Source organism: Enterobacter cloacae complex sp. 677-3DZ2D5B, assembly GCF_004136695.1.
Lineage (GTDB): Bacteria > Pseudomonadota > Gammaproteobacteria > Enterobacterales > Enterobacteriaceae > Enterobacter > Enterobacter hormaechei_C.
The window spans coordinates 1-18,506 of the sequence record NZ_QFLS01000006.1 but is presented as its reverse complement, the minus strand read 5'-3'; the positions used below and the strand labels follow the sequence as shown (position 1 = coordinate 18,506).

The window sequence follows — 18,506 nt, the reverse complement described above, 5'->3', positions numbered from 1 at the left end:
TCGGACGACCCCTCTCCCTTGAGGGAGAGGGATGGGGTGAGGGAGAACTGCGCGCATGAACCCCTATACACATCTTTTACATCTCAGGCGCATCCTCCGCGCCTGCCTTATGCTATGATTCGCAACTTTGGAGCACCTGCCAACGGCGGGAATGCAATTCACCCGCTGTCCACTTTCAGCGGAATAACAACATCTTGTGGTGACAGATGAACAGTGGTTATCTGCATTTTCCGGAATTCGATCCGGTTATTTTCTCAATAGGACCTGTAGCGCTGCACTGGTACGGTCTGATGTACCTGGTGGGCTTCGTTTTTGCCATGTGGCTTGCTGGCCGTCGCGCCAGTCGTCCGGGCAGTGGATGGACGAAGAACGAAGTGGAAAACCTGCTTTATGCCGGCTTCCTCGGCGTATTCCTGGGAGGTCGCATCGGTTATGTCCTGTTCTATAATTTCCCTGTATTCCTGAACGACCCGCTCTATCTGTTCCGCGTCTGGGACGGCGGTATGTCCTTCCACGGCGGACTGATTGGTGTGATCCTCGTGATGGTGATCTTCGCCAGACGCACCAAACGCAACTTCTTCCAGGTGGCTGATTTTATTGCGCCGTTAATCCCGTTTGGGCTGGGCGCAGGGCGTCTGGGCAATTTCATCAACGGTGAGCTGTGGGGGCGTGTCGATCCGAGCGTGCCGTTTACCATGCTGTTCCCGGGCTCCCGCGCAGAGGATATCGCGCTGCTGCCTTCGCATCCTGAGTGGCAGTCCATTTTCGATACCTACGGCGTCCTGCCGCGCCATATGTCACAGCTCTATGAGCTGGCGCTGGAAGGCGTGGTGCTGTTCATCATCCTGAATCTTTATATCCGCAAACCGCGTCCAATGGGGGCTGTCTCCGGTCTGTTCCTGATTGGCTACGGCGCGTTTCGTATCATCGTCGAGTTCTTCCGCCAGCCGGATGCGCAGTTTACCGGTGAATGGGTACAGTACATCAGCATGGGGCAGATCCTCTCCATCCCGATGATTGTCGCGGGTGCCATTATGATGATTTGGGCGTATCGTCGTCGTCCACAGCAACAACTTTCCTGAGGAATCATGAAACAGTATCTTGAATTGATGAAAAAAGTGCTCGACGAGGGCACGCCGAAAAACGACCGCACCGGCACCGGTACGCTCTCCATTTTTGGCCACCAGATGCGCTTCAATCTGCAAGAAGGCTTTCCTCTGGTGACAACGAAGCGCTGCCATCTGCGCTCGATCATTCATGAACTGCTCTGGTTCCTGCAAGGCGATACCAACGTTGCTTATCTGCATGAAAACAATGTCTCCATCTGGGACGAGTGGGCAGATGAGAACGGTGACCTGGGTCCGGTCTACGGCAAGCAATGGCGCGCGTGGCCTACCCCGGACGGCCGCCATATTGACCAGATCACGACCGTCATAAACCAGCTGAAAAATGATCCGGACTCGCGCCGTATCATTGTCTCTGCCTGGAACGTGGGTGAACTGGATAAAATGGCGCTGGCGCCTTGCCACGCGTTTTTCCAGTTTTACGTGGCGGACGGCAAGCTCTCCTGCCAGCTCTATCAACGCTCCTGCGACGTGTTCCTCGGCCTGCCGTTTAACATCGCCAGCTACGCGCTGTTGGTGCATATGATGGCGCAGCAGTGCGATCTTGAAGTGGGCGATTTTGTCTGGACGGGCGGTGATACCCACCTCTACAGCAATCATATGGAACAGACGCATCTCCAGCTGACGCGCGAACCGCGTGCATTGCCGAAGCTGGTGATCAAACGTAAACCGGACTCGATCTTCGATTACCGTTTTGATGATTTCGAGATTGAGGGTTACGACCCGCATCCCGGCATTAAAGCTCCTGTCGCCATCTGATACGGCAAATCCTGACACAACCGGTGCTCTTTAGCGCCGGTTTTTTTTCACGCCCGTTTTGTTTTTCGAGCCTGTTTCCAGAGATGATGCAACGCGTTGCAACTGGTGAAATTCTCCTGAAAGCGGCTCGTAAAGTTCTGGTTTGACGCTCGCACCGTTTCTGCTATTCCTCCACACTCCCGCCATGAAAAACGAACAAGGCTTTACGCTTATCGAAACCCTTATCGCCGTTTCGCTGGCAGTGATCCTCAGCGCCACAGGACTCTATGGCTGGGACAGCTGGCAGCAGCGGCAGCGGCTTTGGCAAACCGCCTGCCAGGTGCGGGATTACCTGGTGTTTTTGCGCAATGACGCCAACCGTCACAACAGCGAGCACAGGATCGCGCTGTATAACGACGGTGAAAAGAACTGTCTGGCCAGTTCAGCGGTGACCGGTTGTGACAGCGGCGGACCGTTCGTGATGAAGCCGATGTGGCCAGGGGTCACGATAAGCGACATAACACCTGCGCTGGGATTTTACGGTTTAAGAGATACCGCGTGGGCCGGACATATCCGGGTGCAGAGCCGCGCTGGTGGGTGGTGGGTTATTGTCTCAAATGGCGGACGTATCAGGCTGTGTAATGCCGCAGGAGAAGGTGCATGCCAGTAAATCGAAAAGGGTTTTCCCTGCTGGAAGTGCTGATTGCGATGACGATAAGCAGCATTTTGTTACTCAGCACGTCACGTTTTTTACCGGGGCTACAGCGGGGGGTTTTACTGCAATCCGGGCAGCAGGAGCTGGAGGATGAGGTCTGGCAACGTCTGTTCGCGGTCGGTAAACAGTTTCAGAGAGCAGGATACTGTGCAGGGCATTGCCAGGGACAGGGGATGATCATCGGCAGGCAAGGACGATGTGCGATTGTGCAATGGGATGCGAACAGCAACGGCCAGTGGGATAGCACCGCGTCAGAAAACGACAGTACGGGATTTCGGCTTGAGTCCGGATCGCTTGAAACGCTGCGGGGCGCCACATCCTGTGACGGTAAGGGATGGGATAAGCTCACCGACCCGGATCGGGTCCTGATAGAGCAATTTATGGTCACTAAAACCGATCGTGCTGGCTTTGCGCCGGTCATCAGTATCGAGCTGCGTGCCCGCCGTAAAGGTGAACTGACCGCACCCTTTTCAGCTCGCCATACCGTAACGGGGTTTAATCTGTGAATCGTCAGCGGGGCATGTCATCGCTGGCGCTGGTCCTGCTATTGCTGGTGCTCGGCACGCTGATCCTCACCGGATTAAATCAGCAGTTGCAAACCTTTAGCACGCTGGTAAGTGGCGAGAGTTTGTCTGTTCGCCAGCAGGCTGCCGTGCAATCTGCACTGGAGTGGGGGCGCGTTCAGGAATGGGCTTTACAGCCAGAGGTTCAGTGCAAACAGACACAGCGTTTGCGGGTCTGTGTAAGGCTGTTTGGGGAGCGTGTTTTGCTTATTGCCGGCAATGACGATCTGTTGCTATGGCAAGGCGGGGACATCGCGGAAGGGCAGATACGCTTTTCCGCCCACGGCTGGAGTGATTTCTGCCCCCTTAAGGAAAGTACGCTATGTCAGTTACCCTGAGCAGACAAAAAGGATTTAGCATGGTGGAGGTTTTGCTGGCAATGATGTTGCTGGTTGTGGTTGTGACGGCGTTATCCGGATATCATCGCGCGCTGGCAGCCCGGTATGCGGCGCTTAGCCAGTATCGTCAGCTATGGCATCATGCGTGGAATCAATCGCAGATCTCAACATTAACGCTCCCGCCGGGCTGGCAGGTCAGTCGGGGGCAGACAACACAGTCCGGATGTGTCAGCATCACGGTCACACTTATTTCTCCTATGGGGCGGCAGGGCGCGTTAACGCGTCTGCACTGCCCGGTTAGCCGCTAGTCGGGAGCGTTTATGCTAAGGGTTTACCACTCAAATCGTCTGGATGTGCTGGAAGCACTGATGGAGTATATCGTTGAGCAAGAGCGTCTTGACGATCCGTTTGAGCCAGAAATGGTGCTGGTGCAGAGCACCGGTATGGCGCAGTGGCTGCAAATGTCCCTTTCGCAGAAATTTGGCATTGCGGCGAACATCGATTTTCCGCTGCCCGCGAGCTTTATCTGGGAGATGTTTGTTCGCGTCCTGCCGGACATCCCTGAGCAGAGCGCCTTCAACAAACAAAGCATGGCCTGGAAACTGATGACGCTGCTGCCGGACATGCTGGCGCGTGATGAGTTTGCCATGCTGCGGCACTACCTGAATGACGACACCGACAAGCGTAAACTTTTCCAGCTGGCCTCACGTACTGCCGACCTCTATGACCAGTATCTGGTTTACCGTGCAGACTGGCTGATTCGCTGGGAAGCAGGAGAATTAGTCGATGGGTTACCGGAAGCGCAAATCTGGCAGGCGCCGCTCTGGAAAGCGCTGGTCGAGCATACCGGGAAACTCGGTCAGCCTAAGTGGCACCGTGCTAACCTGTACGATCGCTTTATCTCGATACTTGAGAACAGCGCAGAACGGCCAGCCCGTTTGCCGTCACGCGTGTTCATTTGCGGTATCTCCGCGTTGCCGCCTGTCTACCTGAACGCGCTAAAAGCGCTCGGTAAGCACACTGATATCCATATCCTCTTTACCAACCCGTGTCGGCACTATTGGGGGGATATTCAGGATCCGCGCTGGCTTTCACGGCTGGTCACCCGTCAGAGAAAACGTCTCTTTGAAGAACGCGCGGTGCCGCTGTTTAAAGACAGTGAAAACGCGGCGCAGCTTTTTGATGAAGAGGGGATTCAGAACCTGCCGAACCCGCTGCTTGCCTCGTGGGGCAAGCTCGGACGTGACTATATTTATCTGCTTTCAGATATCACCTCCTCGGGAGAAGGGGATGTGGATGCGTTTGCCGATATTACGCCGGATAGCCTGCTGCACAATATTCAGCTTGATATTCTGGATTTAGAGAACCGTGCCGTTGCCGGGATCACTGCCGAGGAGTTTGCGCGAAGCGATAAGAAGCGAAAACTGGATCCTGACGATCGTAGTATCGCGATCCACGTTTGTCACAGCCCACAGCGTGAAGTTGAAATTCTTCATGACCGCCTGCTGGCCATGTTGCAGGACGACCCAACCCTGACACCGCGCGATATCGTGGTGATGGTGGCGGATATCGACAGCTACAGCCCGTTTATTCAGGCGGTATTTGGCAGCGCAACGGGCGACCGCTATTTGCCCTACGCAATCTCTGACCGTCGCGCTCGTCAGTCACACCCGGCGCTACAGGCCTTTATCAGCCTGCTTTCGCTGCCTGATAGCCGGTTTATCTCTGAGGATGTGCTGGCACTGCTGGATGTGCCAGTTCTGGCCGCACGTTTCAACATTAACGAAGAGGGGTTGCGCTATCTGCGCCAGTGGGTCAACGAATCCGGTGTCCGCTGGGGTATCGACGATGATAACGTCCAGGAGTTCGAACTGCCAGCAACCGGCCAGCATACCTGGCAGTTTGGGCTGACGCGCATGCTGCTGGGGTATGCAATGGAGAGCATCCACGGCGAATGGAATGACGTGCTGCCGTACGATGAATCCAGTGGGTTGATCGCGGAACTGGTTGGTCACTTAGCCTCGCTGCTTATGCAGCTCAACCGCTGGCGCCGTGCATTGATGCAGCCCCGCCCGCTCGAAGAGTGGCTGCCAGTTTGCCGCGAAATGCTGAATGATTTCTTCCTGCCGGACAGCGAAACTGAAGCCGCCATGGCGCTTATCGAGAAGCAGTGGCAGGCCATCGTTGATGAAGGGGTTAATTCGCACTATCACGAGGCGGTTCCCCTTTCGCTTCTGCGTGATGAGCTGACGCAACGTCTCGATCAGGAGCGCATCAGCCAGCGCTTCCTTGCGGGGCCGGTGAATATTTGTACCCTGATGCCAATGCGTTCAATCCCGTTCAAAGTGGTCTGTCTGCTTGGCATGAACGACGGTATTTATCCGCGTGCGCTGCCGCCTCTGGGCTTTGATCTTATGAGCGCACAACCGAAGCGGGGTGACCGCAGCCGCCGCGATGATGACCGTTATCTCTTCCTTGAGGCGCTGATGTCTGCGCAAAGCAGGCTGTATATCAGCTATATCGGACGTTCAATTCAGGATAACAGCGAGCGTTTCCCGTCTGTGCTGGTGCAGGAGCTAGTGGACTACATTGGACAGAGCCACTATCTGCCGGGCGATGAAGCCTGCAACTGCGACGAAAGCGAACGTCGGGTGATAGCGCATATCACTTGCCACCATAGCCGTATGCCGTTCGATCCTGTCAACTACGTTCCTGATGAACTGCAAAGCTATGCCCGCGAGTGGCTTCCCGCCGCGAAGAAAGCGGGGACGCCGCAAACCGATTTTATTCAGGCGCTCGAACCGCGCGCTATAGACACCCTCACGTTTGAGCAGCTACAGCGCTTTTGGGCACACCCGGTTCGGGCGTTTTTCCAGCAACGCTTGCAGGTGAATTTCCGCTCTGAAGAGAGCGAAATCCCCGATGCGGAACCGTTTATTCTTGATGGGCTGGAGCGTTTTAAGCTTAATTCCCAGCTTCTGAATGCGCTGGTTGACGAAGAAGACGCCAGTAAACTGTTTCGACGTTACAGGGCGTCGGGATTACTTCCGTATGGTGCATTCGGCGAAATCGTCTGGGATGCCCAGTGCGAGGAGATGCGAGCGCTAGCTGACCGCGTTATCGCGTGTCGGCAGCCGGCGAGCAGCATTGAAATCGATCTCGATTGTAACGGTATGCACCTTAGCGGCTGGCTCACGCACGTGCAGTCTGACGGGCTGCTGCGTTGGCGCCCATCCATGCTCAGCGTTTCACATGGCCTGCAACTCTGGCTCGAACATCTTGTCTACAGTGCGAGTGGTCACGAAGGTGAAAGCCGGTTGTTTGTACGTAAGGACGGCGAATGGCGCTTCCCGCGGATGGAGCCTGAGCAGGCGTTGACGTACCTGTCGCTTTATATTGAAGGCTACCGGCAGGGCATGAACAAACCCCTGCTTTTGCTGCCTGAAAGTGGGGGGGCATGGATAAAATCCTGTTATGACGCGCAGAATGATGCCATGTTAACGGATGAGGCTTCGCTCCAGAAAGCGCGCAGCAAGTTTTTGCAGGCCTACGAAGGGAACATGATGGTACGTGGCGAAGGTGACGATGTCTGGTATCAACGTTTATGGCGAACGCTGGAGCCAGAATATTTCGACATTATCACCCAGGAGGCGCAACGCTACCTGTTACCGTTATACAAATTTAATCAGTCCTGAGTGCTGTATAAAAATTGCGCAGTATGAGGTGTTCATTTATGATGCACCTCTTATCACGGACTGATGTACCCAAAGAAAGAGATGCTGGCGTGTCCAGCACGCACGTTGTTAATGATGTAGCCGTGATAAAGAGGTCGTAATGCCAGGCAGCACCTTGTTCAAAGCGTTTGTTTTGTTTATCGCCCTTTGGGCTCCCGTCACTCAGGCCGATTCCGGTTGGCAACCTGTCAAGGAAACAATCCGTAAGAGCGATAAGGACACCCGTCAGTATCAGGCGATTCGTCTTGATAACGGGATGACCGTACTGCTGGTTTCCGATCCTCAGGCGGTGAAATCGCTCTCCGCGCTGGTTGTGCCGGTGGGTTCGCTGGAAGATCCTGACGCCCATCCGGGACTGGCGCACTACCTTGAGCACATGACGCTGATGGGATCTAAAAAATACCCACAGCCTGACAGCCTGTCCGAATTTCTGAAAATGCATGGCGGCAGCCACAACGCCAGTACCGCGCCGTATCGCACCGCGTTTTACCTGGAAGTGGAAAATGATGCGCTTGATGGGGCAGTGGACCGTCTGGCGGATGCCATCGCCGCACCGCTGCTGGATAAAAAATACGCTGACCGTGAACGTAATGCCGTGAACGCCGAACTGACGATGGCGCGCACGCGAGACGGTATGCGCATGGCGCAGGTTAGTGCTGAAACCATCAATCCGGCGCACCCGGGTTCGCGCTTCTCAGGCGGCAACCTTGAAACGCTGAGCGACAAGCCAGGTAGCCCGGTGCTCGATGCGCTGCATGCGTTTCGTGAAAAATACTATTCCGCCAATCTGATGAAAGCGGTTATCTACAGCAATAAACCGTTGCCGACGCTGGCAAACATGGCCGCGCAGACCTACGGCAGGGTGCCAAATAAAAATATCGATCTGCCGCAGATTAACGTGCCAGTTGTCACGGACGCGCAAAAAGGCATTGTTATTCACTATGTGCCGGCCTTGCCGCGCAAGGTGTTACGCGTTGAATTCCGTATTGATAACAACACTGCGCAGTTCCGCAGCAAAACCGACGAGCTGGTGACGTATCTTATCGGCAATCGCAGCCCGGGTACGCTCTCCGACTGGCTGCAAAAGCAGGGGCTGGTGGAAGGTATTCGCGCTGACTCCGATCCCGTTGTAAATGGGAATAGCGGCGTGCTGGCCATCTCCGCGACGCTGACCGATAAAGGGCTGGCTCACCGGGACGACGTCGTTGCGGCCATTTTCAGTTACCTCTCTCTGCTGCGCGACAAAGGCGTCGATAAACGCTACTTTGACGAGCTGGCGCACGTGCTGGATCTCGATTTCCGCTATCCCTCTATCACGCGTGATATGGACTACGTTGAGTGGCTGGCAGATACCATGATCCGCGTGCCGGTGGAACATACGCTGGATGCGGTAAATATTGCCGACCAGTTTGACGCCGGAGCGCTCAAAGCGCGTCTGGCGATGATGACTCCGCAGAATGCCCGCGTCTGGTATATCAGCCCGAACGAACCGCATAACAAAATGGCCTACTTCGTTGATGCCCCGTATCAGGTTGAAAAAATCAGCGAACAGACCTTCGCGGGCTGGCAGAAAAAGGCGGGGGAAATTGCGCTGAAGTTACCGGAGCTTAACCCCTACATTCCGGACGATTTCTCGCTGATCAAACCCGCAAAGGCGTATCCGCACCCGGAGCTGATTGTTGATGAGCCGACGCTGCGCGTGGTCTATACCCCAAGCCGCTATTTCGCCGACGAGCCAAAAGCGGATGTCAGCGTGGTGCTGCGTAACCCCAAAGCAATGGACAGCGCCAGAAACCAGGTGCTGTTTGCGCTTAATGATTATCTGGCCGGTATTGCCCTCGATCAGCTCAGCAACCAGGCTGCCGTTGGTGGTATCAGTTTCTCCACCAACGCCAATAACGGCCTGATGGTGAATGCCAACGGCTATACCCAGCGTTTGCCGCAGCTGTTCCAGGCGCTGCTGGACGGTTATTTCAGCTATACGCCTACGGAAGAACAGCTCGAGCAGGCTAAGTCCTGGTATGCCCAGATGATGGATTCTGCCGAGAAGGGTAAAGCCTACGATCAGGCGATTATGCCAGCACAGATGCTGTCGCAAATTCCGTACTTCCAGCGCGAAGATCGCCGCGCGATATTGCCCTCAGTCACCTTAAAAGAGGTGCTGGCTTACCGTGATGCGCTGAAAACCAATACCCGTCCGGAGTTCCTGGTTGTAGGGAATATGAGCGAAGATCAGGCTAAAACGCTGGCGCAAAACGTCCGTGCGCAACTGGGTTCAAAAGGCGATGAGTGGTGCCGTAACCAGGATGTGCTGGTAGAGAAAAAGCAGAACGTGATCTTCGAAAAAGCGGGAAGCAGCACGGATTCCGCGCTGGCCGCGGTGTTTGTCCCTGTCGGTTATGACGAATTTACCAGCTCTGCCCAGAGTGCGGTGCTTGGTCAAATTATTCAGCCGTGGTTTTACAACCAGCTGCGCACCGAAGAGCAGCTGGGCTATGCGGTGTTCGCTTTCTCCATGAATGTGGGCCGTCAGTGGGGGCTGGGCTTCCTTCTGCAAAGCAGTGACAAGCAACCCGCTTACCTGTGGCAGCGTTATCAGGCGTTCTTCCCGCAGGCGGAAGCAAAACTGCGCGCCATGAAGCCGGAAGAGTTTGCCCAAATCCAGCAGGCGGTTATCGCCCAGGTGATGCAACCGCCGCAGACGCTGGGTGAAGAGACCTCGCAGCTGAGCAAAGATTTTGATCGCGGTAATATGAAATTTGATTCGCGTGATAAAATAGTGGCCGAAATAAAACAGCTGACGCCACAAAAGGTTGCCGATTTCTTCCATCAGGCGGTAGTAAAACCGCAGGGTATGGCCATCCTGTCTCAGGTTTCTGGCAGCCAGAACGGGAAAACGGACTACGTAAAATCAAAAGAGTGGACCGTCTGGAAGAGCGTCAGCGCGCTGCAACAAACAATGCCCTGGAGTAAGAAAGAATGACCCATACCGCTGAGCCGCTTGATCCCCTAAGTTTACCTCTACAGGGTGAGCGACTGATTGAAGCCTCAGCGGGAACGGGAAAAACCTATACCATCGCCGCGCTCTATCTGCGTCTGCTGTTGGGGCTCGGCGGCAACGCCGCTTTTTCGCGCCCGTTAAGCGTGGAAGAGCTGCTGGTGGTAACCTTCACCGAAGCGGCCACTGCCGAGCTGCGTGGCCGTATTCGCAGCAACATTCATGAGCTGCGCATCGCCTGTCTGCGTCAGACGACGGATAACCCCCTCTACGCGAGCCTGCTGGACGAGATTGCGGATAAGCAACAGGCTGCGCAATGGCTGCTGCTGGCCGAACGGCAAATGGATGAAGCGTCCGTCTTCACCATTCACGGTTTTTGTCAGCGCATGCTGAGCCTGAATGCGTTTGAATCCGGCATGCTCTTTGAGCAGCAGCTTATTGAAGATGAATCCGAGCTTCGCTATCAGGCCTGTGCGGATTTCTGGCGTCGACACTGTTATCCGTTGCAGCGCGACATTGCCGAAGCGGTTCACGCCCTGTGGAAAGGTCCGGAAGAGCTTCTTCGCGCCATCGACCGTTACCTGCAAGGCGAGGCGCCGGTCATTAAATCTCCTCCGCCTGCCGATGAAACGCTGGCCTCGCGCCATGAAAAGATCGTCGCCAAAATTACCGCGCTTAAGCAGAAGTGGAATGAGTCGGTTGGTGAAATTGATGCAATCATCGAAAACTCAGGCATCGACAGACGCAAGTTCAACCGTGGGAACCAGGGGAAGTGGATCGAAAAGATCAGCGCCTGGGCCCAGGAGGAGACGCGGGGTTACCAGCTTCCGGACGCACTGGAAAAATTTTCGCAACGCTTTTTGACCGAGCGAACCAAAGCCGACGGTATTGTGCCTGAGCATCCCCTGTTTGTGGCGATTGAAGCGCTGCTTGCGGAGCCATTAACGCTCAATGACCTGATGATCACCCGCGCCATGACGGAGATCCGCCAGGCCGTCGCGCGCGAAAAACGTCGCCGGGGCGAGCTGGGGTTTGATGACATGCTGAGCCGCCTGGACGAAGCCCTGTCCAGCGAGAATGGTGAAGCGCTCGCCAGCGCGATCCGTACCCGTTTTCCGGTGGCGATGATTGACGAATTTCAGGACACCGACCCCCAGCAGTACCGCATTTTTCGCCGCATCTGGCGACAGCAGCCCGACACTGCCCTGTTGTTGATTGGCGACCCTAAACAGGCGATTTACGCCTTCCGTGGGGCAGATATCTTCACCTATATGAAAGCCCGTAGTGAAGTTGTCGCGCATTACACGTTAGACACCAACTGGCGTTCCGCTCCGGGGATGGTTGAGAGCGTCAATGCGCTGTTCAGCCGTATGGAGACGGCGTTCATGTTCAAGGAAATCCCTTTTCTGCCGGTGAAATCCGCCCCAAAAAACGCATCCCTGCGCTTCGAAGTCAGTGGCGCGGAGCAGCCCGCCATGACCTTCTGGCTGCTTGAAGGGGAAGGCTATGGCGTTGCTGACTATCAGGCGGTGATGGCCCAGCACTGCGCCGCGCAAATCCGTGACTGGCTGAGCGCAGGCAACCGCGGCGAGGCGCTGCTGTGGAAGGGGGAACAGGCAAATCCTGTTAAAGCCTCTGATATTACCGTGCTGGTGCGCAGTCGTCAGGAAGCGGCGTTAATCCGCGATGCGCTAACGTTGCTGGATATTCCATCAGTGTATCTCTCTAACCGTGACAGCGTGTTCGACACGCTGGAAGCCCAGGAAATGCTCTGGCTGCTTCAGGCGGTACTGGCGCCGGAGCGCGAAAATACGCTTCGAAGCGCGCTGGCCAGCTCTATGCTGGGTTTGAACGCGCGCGATATTGATGAGCTCAACCATGACGAAAACGCATGGGATGCGGTGGTGGAAGAGTTTGTCCATTACCGTGAACGCTGGCAAAAACGCGGCGTCATGGCGATGCTGCGCGAATTGATGACGCGGCGTCAGATTGCCGAAAATATGCTGGCGTCATCCGGCGGTGAAAGGCGTCTTACCGATATTTTACACATCAGCGAACTGTTGCAGGAAGCCGGCACCCAGCTTGAAAGTGAACATGCCCTCGTGCGCTGGCTGGCGCAGCAAATCGCGGATCCAAACAGTAACGCCTCAAGCCAGCAGATGCGTCTTGAGAGCGATAAGCATCTGGTGCAAATCGTCACCATTCACAAATCGAAAGGTCTCGAGTATCCGCTGGTCTGGCTGCCCTTTATCGCCAACTACCGCGTTCAGGATCAGGCCTATTATCATGACCGCGAGACTTTCGATGCGGTGCTCGATCTCAGCAAGGCGGAAACCAGCGTTGAGCTGGCGGAAGCGGAGCGTCTGGCGGAGGATTTGCGCCTGCTTTACGTGGCGCTGACCCGTTCTGTCTGGCATTGCAGCCTGGGCGTCGCGCCGGTTTTCCGCCGTCGCGGGGAAAAAACAGGGGAGAGCGATTTCCATTTAAGCGCCTTAGGGCGGCTTATTCAGCGTGGTGAGCCAAAAGATGCGGCGGGGTTGCGCCTCTGTATTGAGTCGCTTTGCGGAGACGATATCGCCCTGCATATCCCTTCTCTGCCAGACAACAGCCGCTGGGAAATGGCGCAAGAGCCCGTGACCGATCTTAACGCGCGCCAGATCACACGGGTGCTTGCCGACGACTGGCGCGTCACCAGCTATTCTGGCCTGCACCAGCAAGGGCAAAGTATTGCGCAGGATCTCATGCCGAAGCTGGACGTGGATGCCGCAGGGGTAGGCGATGTTCCGGTTGAACCGACGTTAACTCCGCATCAGTTCCCACGCGGCGCGTCGCCGGGCACCTTTTTGCACAGCCTTTTTGAAGAGCTTGATTTCACCCAGCCTGTCAGTGAGGAGTGGGTGCTGAAGATGTTGCAGAGCGGAGGCTATGACGCGCACTGGCAGCCCGTTCTCACTGACTGGATCAACGCCATTTTGCAAGCGCCGCTGACGGCGCAGGGCTTCTCTCTTCGCCAGTTAACGGCCAAAAATAAGCAGGTTGAGATGGAGTTTTATCTGCCCGTCGCAGGCCCGCTTAAGGCCGACGCGCTCGATGCGCTTATCCGTCAGTACGATCCGCTGTCAGCCGGTTGCCCGCCGCTGAACTTCCGTCAGGTGCAGGGCATGCTGAAAGGGTTTATCGACCTGGTCTTCCGTCACGAAGGACGGTACTACCTGCTGGATTACAAATCAAACTGGCTGGGCGAGAACAGCGCAGCCTATACCCAGCAGGCGATGGCGGCCGCCATGCAAATGCATCGCTACGATCTGCAATATCAGCTCTATACCCTGGCGCTGCACCGCTATTTGCGCCACCGTATTGCGGATTACCGCTACGACGATCATTTTGGCGGCGTCATCTACCTGTTCCTGCGCGGGGTTGACGCTGCCGATCCGCGCTCCGGGATCTTCAGCACTCGTCCGGATGCGGAATTGATTAATAAAATGGATAACCTGTTTGCAGCAAACACGGAGGAGATGGCATGACGATGCAGGACTTATTGCTGGATGCGGTAGAGCAACGCGTGCTGCGTCAGCTGGACGTGCAGTTTGCCATGATGATTGCCGCTGACCAGCCCGCCGTGATGCTTGCCGCTGCCCTGTTGAGTAAAGATGCCGGAGAGGGGCATGTGTGTCTGCCGCTCTCGCGTCTGGTGGTTGACGAGAAAATGCCGCCTGTCCTCCAGTCCTGCTTTGCGCTGCTGGGGGAGAGGGTGGACTGGCAGAAAATCTTGCGGGAATCGTCAGCCGTTGGGCCGGGAGACAACCAGGCACCGCTGATCCTGACGGGGGAGCGCTTATACCTGAACCGCCTGTGGCGAAATGAACTGACGGTAGCGCGTTTCTTTAGTGAGACCAATGCGCCGCTTCCCTGCGACGAAGCACAGCTTCGCCAGACGCTGGACAGGCTGTTTGACTCCGGTGAGGCCACAGACTGGCAGAAAGTGGCGGCAGCCGTCGCCCTGACGCGGCGGATCTCGGTGATATCCGGCGGCCCGGGAACCGGGAAAACAACGACCGTCGCAAAGCTGCTGGCAGCCCTGATACAGCTTTCAGGCGAGCAGCGATGCCGTATTCGTCTGGCGGCGCCCACCGGGAAGGCCGCGGCGCGTCTGACCGAATCACTGGGCGGTGCGATGCAACGGCTGCCGCTCACCCAGGAGCAGCTTGCGCTTTTCCCGGGTGAAGCCAGTACTCTGCACCGTCTGCTCGGCGCGCAGCCGGGTAGCCAGCGGCTGCGCTACCATGCGGGTAATCCGCTGCATCTGGACGTGCTGGTGGTGGATGAAGCCTCCATGATCGACCTGACCATGATGTCGCGCCTGATTGATGCTCTGCCACCCCATGCGCGGGTGGTTTTCCTGGGCGATCGCGACCAGCTCGCCTCTGTAGAAGCCGGGGCGGTGCTGGGAGATATCTGTACCTACGCCAGTTACGGTTATACCGCCGCGCGGGCGCAGGAGCTCGCCCGTCTGACCGGCTGCTCGCTTGAACCCGATCACACGCCGATCGCGGGCGCACTGCGTGACAGCCTGTGCCTGCTGCAAAAAAGCTACCGTTTCGGTAGCGACTCCGGCATCGGCCAGCTGGCTGCGGCGGTCAACCGTGGCGACAGGCACGCCACGCGCACGGTGTTTGACGGTACCTTCACTGACATTGAAAAGAAATCGCTGCAAAGCGGGGAAGAGTATCAGGCTATGCTTGAGGAGGCTCTCCAGGGATACCAGCATTTTCTGAGCTGCGTGCAGCAGTGCAGTCAGCCCGGACAGGTCATCGCCGCATTTGGCGAATACCAGCTTCTGTGCGCATTGCGGGAAGGGCCGTTTGGCGTCACGGGCCTGAACGACAGGCTGGAGCAGTTGCTGGTGCAGAAACGCAAAATTAACCGTCAGCTGCATTCGCGATGGTATGAAGGCCGGCCAGTGATGATCTCCCGCAACGACAGTGCGCTGGGGCTGTTCAACGGGGATATCGGCATTGCGCTCGATCGCGGTAACGGTCTGCGCGTCTGGTTCCAGCTACCGGACGGTAGCGTGAAGTCCGTCCAGCCCAGCCGCCTGCCAGAGCATGAAACGGCATGGGCGATGACGGTACATAAATCTCAGGGCTCCGAGTTCAACCATGCGGCGCTGATCCTGCCGACACAGCTGTCGCCGGTAGTGACCCGCGAACTGGTCTACACAGCCATTACCCGTGCGCGCCAGCGCCTGTCGCTATATGCGGATGAGCGCGTGTTGAGCCAGGCTATTGCCACCCGTACCGAGCGCAGAAGCGGATTAAGCGCGATATTTGAATCTGTCTGAGTGAACGCCCTCTCCAACAGGAGAGGGTGACTGTTATCCCAGGTCCGCCATTAACACCTTCGAGCGGCGCTGGTAGTTGTACATCTCTTTCTTACTTTCCGGCAGGGAATCAATATCCACCGGCGTGAAGCCGCGCTCCTGGAACCAGTGAATGCTGCGCGTGGTGAGCACGAACAGCTTGCTCAGACCCATCTGGCGCGCCTGTGCCGCCACGCGTTCAAGCAGCAGTTCCCCCCGCGAGGAGCTACGGTAATCCGGGTGCACGGCAACGCACGCCATTTCGCCAATCTGCTCTTCCGGGAACGGATAAAGCGCCGCACAGGCAATGGTCAGGTTATCGCGCTGAATGATGGTGAACTTGTCGATCTCCATCTCCAGCTGCTCCCGGGAGCGGCGAACCAGAATGCCCTGTTGTTCCAGCGGACGGATCAGCTCCAGAATGCCGCCGATATCGTTGATGGTGGCACGGCGGATCTGCTCGGCGCTCTCCATGACGATCTGCGTACCGATCCCGTCCCGGGAGAACAGTTCCTGCAACAGCGCACCGTCTTCCTGATAGCTGATCAGGTGGCTGCGGCGCACCCCGCTGCGGCACGCTTTAACGGCGCCGCGCAGAAAACGCACGGTACCGGAATAGTAATCGCCTTCTGCTTCCAGCGCTTCCACGCGCGCCTGGGCTTCATTCGGAAAAAGTTCTGGCACAATTACGCCCTCATCGTTCACGACACCCTGCGAGGAGCAAAAGCCGATCATTTTTTCCGCTTTCAGCTTGATGGCCAGCTGGGTGGCAATCTCTTCTGAGGTCAGATTAAAACTTTCACCCGTTACGGAGACGGCAACGGGCCCCATCAGGACGATCGCGCCATTGTCTAACTGGCGGTGAATGGCGTCTTCATCAATACGGCGGATGCGGCCGCTATGGCAGTAATCCACACCATCGTCCACGCCGAGCGGCTGAGCGATGATAAAGTTGCCGCTCACCACATTAATGTGCGCGCCCTGCAACGGCGTATTATTCAGGCTCATCGACAGGCGGGCGGTGATATCGAGCTGCAACAGACCCGCCGCCTGTTTGACCAGTTCGAGGGTTTTCGCATCCGTCACGCGCGTGTGTTTGTGGTAGATCGGCTCATGGTGATGGGCGGCCAGGTTGGCTTCGATTTGCGGACGTGCGCCATACACCACCACCAGACGGATGCCGAGGCTGTGCAGCAGGCCGATATCATTGACGATGCTGGAAAAGTTTTCATGCTCAATGGCTTCGCCGCCAAGCATGATGACAAACGTTTTTCCCCGATGGGTGTTGATATAGGGAACAGAATGGCGGAATCCCTGGACCAGTTCGGTTCTGCGTTCCTTAACCATGACACAACCCTTAGTGAATGTTTATTCGTAATTTATGTATTTTTATTCGATCGTGGCCGCGTGTGCAAGCCTAAATTTTCTGCGACCCACAGAAAATAATAAGTAATCCGTGCGTTAACGTATGATTGTTTACCCTTTTATAGATGACAGTTTATGCGTCATTCGTTAAAGTTTTCGGTCAATTTGGGCGTTTTGTTCATCAATCAGATTTCTTGCTCGGGAGAAGCATGTCGGGATCCAATTCAGCAATAAGCCGCCGCCGCCTGTTAAAAGGGGCCGGGGCGATGTGGTTGCTTAGCGTCAGCCAGGTGGGTCTTGCCGCCACAAGCCAGGTAGTCGCGGTGCGCGTCTGGCCGTCGTCGACCTATACGCGCGTGACGGTCGAGTCCAATCGCGTGCTGAAATACAAGCAATTTGCCCTCAGCAATCCTGAACGTGTGGTGGTTGATCTCGAAGGTGTGAACCTTAACTCCGTGCTTAAAGGCATGGCAGCACAAATCCGTGGCGACGATCCGTTTATCAAATCGGCGCGCGTCGGGCAGTTCGATCCGCAAACCGTGCGCATGGTGTTTGAGCTGAAGCAGAACGTGAAACCGCAGCTCTTTGCCCTTGCGCCTGTTGCCGCCTTTAAGGAGCGTCTGGTGATGGATCTCTATCCGGCGAATGCGACGGATATTCAGGATCCGCTCCTGGCATTACTTGAGGATTACAACAAAGGCGATCTCGACAGCCAGGTTCCGCCAGCGCAAAGTGGTCCAAAGCCTGGCAAGGCGGGGCGCGATCGCCCGATTGTGATCATGCTCGATCCTGGCCACGGCGGAGAAGATTCCGGCGCCGTCGGGAAATATCGCACCCGCGAAAAAGATGTGGTGCTGCAAATTGCCCGTCGTCTGAAGGCGTTGATCGACAAAGAGGGCAATATGCGCGCCTATATGACGCGCAACGAAGATGTCTTTATTCCGCTGAAGGTCCGCGTGGCAAAAGCGCAAAAGCAGCGCGCGGATCTGTTTGTCTCTATTCATGCGGATGCCTTCACCAGCCGCCAGCCGAGCGGATCCTCAGTGTTTGCCCTGTCAACAAAAGGGGCGACCAGCACCGCGGCGAGATACCTGGCGGACACGCAGAACGCCTCGGATTTAATCGGTGGTGTGAGCAAAAGTGGCGACCGTTACGTCGACCATACGATGTTTGATATGGTGCAGTCGCTGACTATTACCGACAGCCTGAAGTTTGGTAAAGCGGTGCTGGGCAAACTGGGCCGGGTCAACAAGCTGCACAAAAACAGCGTCGAGCAGGCCGGATTTGCGGTACTGAAAGCGCCGGATATTCCTTCCATTCTGGTCGAAACCGCGTTTATCAGTAACGTGGAAGAGGAACGTAAGCTCAAGACGGCTAAATTCCAGCAGGAAGTGGCGGAGTCGATTCTGGCGGGGATCCGGGCCTACTTCTCAGACGGGGAAACGCTGGCGCGGCGGGGGTAGGGCATTAAGCCGGGTATCATGCCCGGCATTTTCACAAACGCCAGATACAAAAAAACACCCTTCAGGGTGTTTATTGTTTTAAGAAGTGTTGGTTGCGGGGGCCGGATTT

12 protein-coding genes are annotated in these 18,506 nt (G+C 56.3%); 11 read left to right on the top strand and 1 reads right to left on the bottom strand.

What is annotated here, in order from left to right:
* Positions 1-206: 206 nt before the first annotated feature.
* From lgt to recD, 10 genes are all read left to right on the top strand, one after another.
* A complete protein-coding gene (lgt, locus tag DD597_RS09885; RefSeq protein WP_003862787.1) occupies positions 207-1,082 on the top strand; it encodes a prolipoprotein diacylglyceryl transferase in 876 nt (291 codons plus the stop codon).
* 6 nt (positions 1,083-1,088) lie between these two features.
* Complete coding sequence (thyA, locus tag DD597_RS09880; RefSeq protein ID WP_003862785.1) at positions 1,089-1,883, top strand: thymidylate synthase; 795 nt, start codon at positions 1,089-1,091, stop codon at positions 1,881-1,883.
* Between the two features lie 184 nt (positions 1,884-2,067).
* Complete coding sequence (locus DD597_RS09875) at positions 2,068-2,532, top strand: prepilin peptidase-dependent protein (protein WP_003862783.1); 465 nt, start codon at positions 2,068-2,070, stop codon at positions 2,530-2,532.
* Positions 2,523-3,083, top strand: a complete 561-nt coding sequence (locus tag DD597_RS09870; RefSeq protein WP_003862779.1) for a prepilin peptidase-dependent protein — start codon at positions 2,523-2,525, stop codon at positions 3,081-3,083. Before DD597_RS09875 ends, DD597_RS09870 begins: the two co-directional genes overlap by 10 nt.
* A complete protein-coding gene (locus DD597_RS09865; protein ID WP_003862778.1) occupies positions 3,080-3,478 on the top strand; it encodes a DUF2509 family protein in 399 nt (132 codons plus the stop codon). The genes DD597_RS09870 and DD597_RS09865 overlap by 4 nt, the downstream gene beginning before the upstream one ends.
* Positions 3,463-3,786 carry a prepilin-type N-terminal cleavage/methylation domain-containing protein gene (locus tag DD597_RS09860; protein ID WP_003862776.1) on the top strand — a complete coding sequence of 108 codons (324 nt, stop codon included), beginning with the start codon at positions 3,463-3,465 and terminating at the stop codon, positions 3,784-3,786. The genes DD597_RS09865 and DD597_RS09860 overlap by 16 nt, the downstream gene beginning before the upstream one ends.
* A gap of 12 nt (positions 3,787-3,798) precedes the next feature.
* Positions 3,799-7,173 carry an exodeoxyribonuclease V subunit gamma gene (recC, locus tag DD597_RS09855; protein ID WP_129256143.1) on the top strand — a complete coding sequence of 1,125 codons (3,375 nt, stop codon included), beginning with the start codon at positions 3,799-3,801 and terminating at the stop codon, positions 7,171-7,173.
* A 139-nt stretch (positions 7,174-7,312) separates the two neighbouring features.
* Complete coding sequence (gene ptrA, locus DD597_RS09850) at positions 7,313-10,195, top strand: pitrilysin (protein WP_023314767.1); 2,883 nt, start codon at positions 7,313-7,315, stop codon at positions 10,193-10,195.
* Positions 10,192-13,734: an exodeoxyribonuclease V subunit beta gene (recB, locus tag DD597_RS09845; RefSeq protein WP_129256142.1), complete on the top strand. Its 3,543-nt coding sequence runs from the start codon at positions 10,192-10,194 to the stop codon at positions 13,732-13,734. Before ptrA ends, recB begins: the two co-directional genes overlap by 4 nt.
* On the top strand, positions 13,731-15,551 hold the full coding sequence (gene recD, locus DD597_RS09840) for an exodeoxyribonuclease V subunit alpha (protein WP_129256141.1): 1,821 nt from the start codon (positions 13,731-13,733) through the stop codon (positions 15,549-15,551). The genes recB and recD overlap by 4 nt, the downstream gene beginning before the upstream one ends.
* Before the next feature lie 33 nt (positions 15,552-15,584).
* Here the strand turns inward: recD and argA are convergent, their stop codons facing one another.
* Positions 15,585-16,916 carry an amino-acid N-acetyltransferase gene (gene argA, locus DD597_RS09835; RefSeq protein ID WP_003862767.1) on the bottom strand — a complete coding sequence of 444 codons (1,332 nt, stop codon included), beginning with the start codon at positions 16,914-16,916 and terminating at the stop codon, positions 15,585-15,587.
* Between the two features lie 227 nt (positions 16,917-17,143).
* Between argA and amiC the strand changes: the two genes are divergently transcribed.
* Positions 17,144-18,397 (top strand): N-acetylmuramoyl-L-alanine amidase AmiC, encoded by a 1,254-nt coding sequence (gene amiC, locus DD597_RS09830; RefSeq protein ID WP_003862766.1) that lies wholly within the window; start codon positions 17,144-17,146, stop codon positions 18,395-18,397.
* The last annotated feature ends 109 nt before the right edge of the window (positions 18,398-18,506 follow it).

Excerpts from the sequence above, each read along its gene's own strand:
- recC (WP_129256143.1), top strand. The coding sequence starts at position 3,799 with ATGCTAAGGGTTTACCACTCAAATCGTCTGGATGTGCTGGAAGCACTG.
- recB (WP_129256142.1), top strand. The coding sequence starts at position 10,192 with ATGACCCATACCGCTGAGCCGCTTGATCCCCTAAGTTTACCTCTACAG.
- argA (WP_003862767.1), bottom strand. The coding sequence starts at position 16,916 with ATGGTTAAGGAACGCAGAACCGAACTGGTCCAGGGATTCCGCCATTCT.
- DD597_RS09860 (WP_003862776.1), top strand. The coding sequence starts at position 3,463 with ATGTCAGTTACCCTGAGCAGACAAAAAGGATTTAGCATGGTGGAGGTT.
- amiC (WP_003862766.1), top strand. The coding sequence starts at position 17,144 with ATGTCGGGATCCAATTCAGCAATAAGCCGCCGCCGCCTGTTAAAAGGG.
- DD597_RS09870 (WP_003862779.1), top strand. The coding sequence starts at position 2,523 with ATGCCAGTAAATCGAAAAGGGTTTTCCCTGCTGGAAGTGCTGATTGCG.
- thyA (WP_003862785.1), top strand. The coding sequence starts at position 1,089 with ATGAAACAGTATCTTGAATTGATGAAAAAAGTGCTCGACGAGGGCACG.
- lgt (WP_003862787.1), top strand. The coding sequence starts at position 207 with ATGAACAGTGGTTATCTGCATTTTCCGGAATTCGATCCGGTTATTTTC.
- ptrA (WP_023314767.1), top strand. The coding sequence starts at position 7,313 with ATGCCAGGCAGCACCTTGTTCAAAGCGTTTGTTTTGTTTATCGCCCTT.
- DD597_RS09875 (WP_003862783.1), top strand. The coding sequence starts at position 2,068 with ATGAAAAACGAACAAGGCTTTACGCTTATCGAAACCCTTATCGCCGTT.
- recD (WP_129256141.1), top strand. The coding sequence starts at position 13,731 with ATGACGATGCAGGACTTATTGCTGGATGCGGTAGAGCAACGCGTGCTG.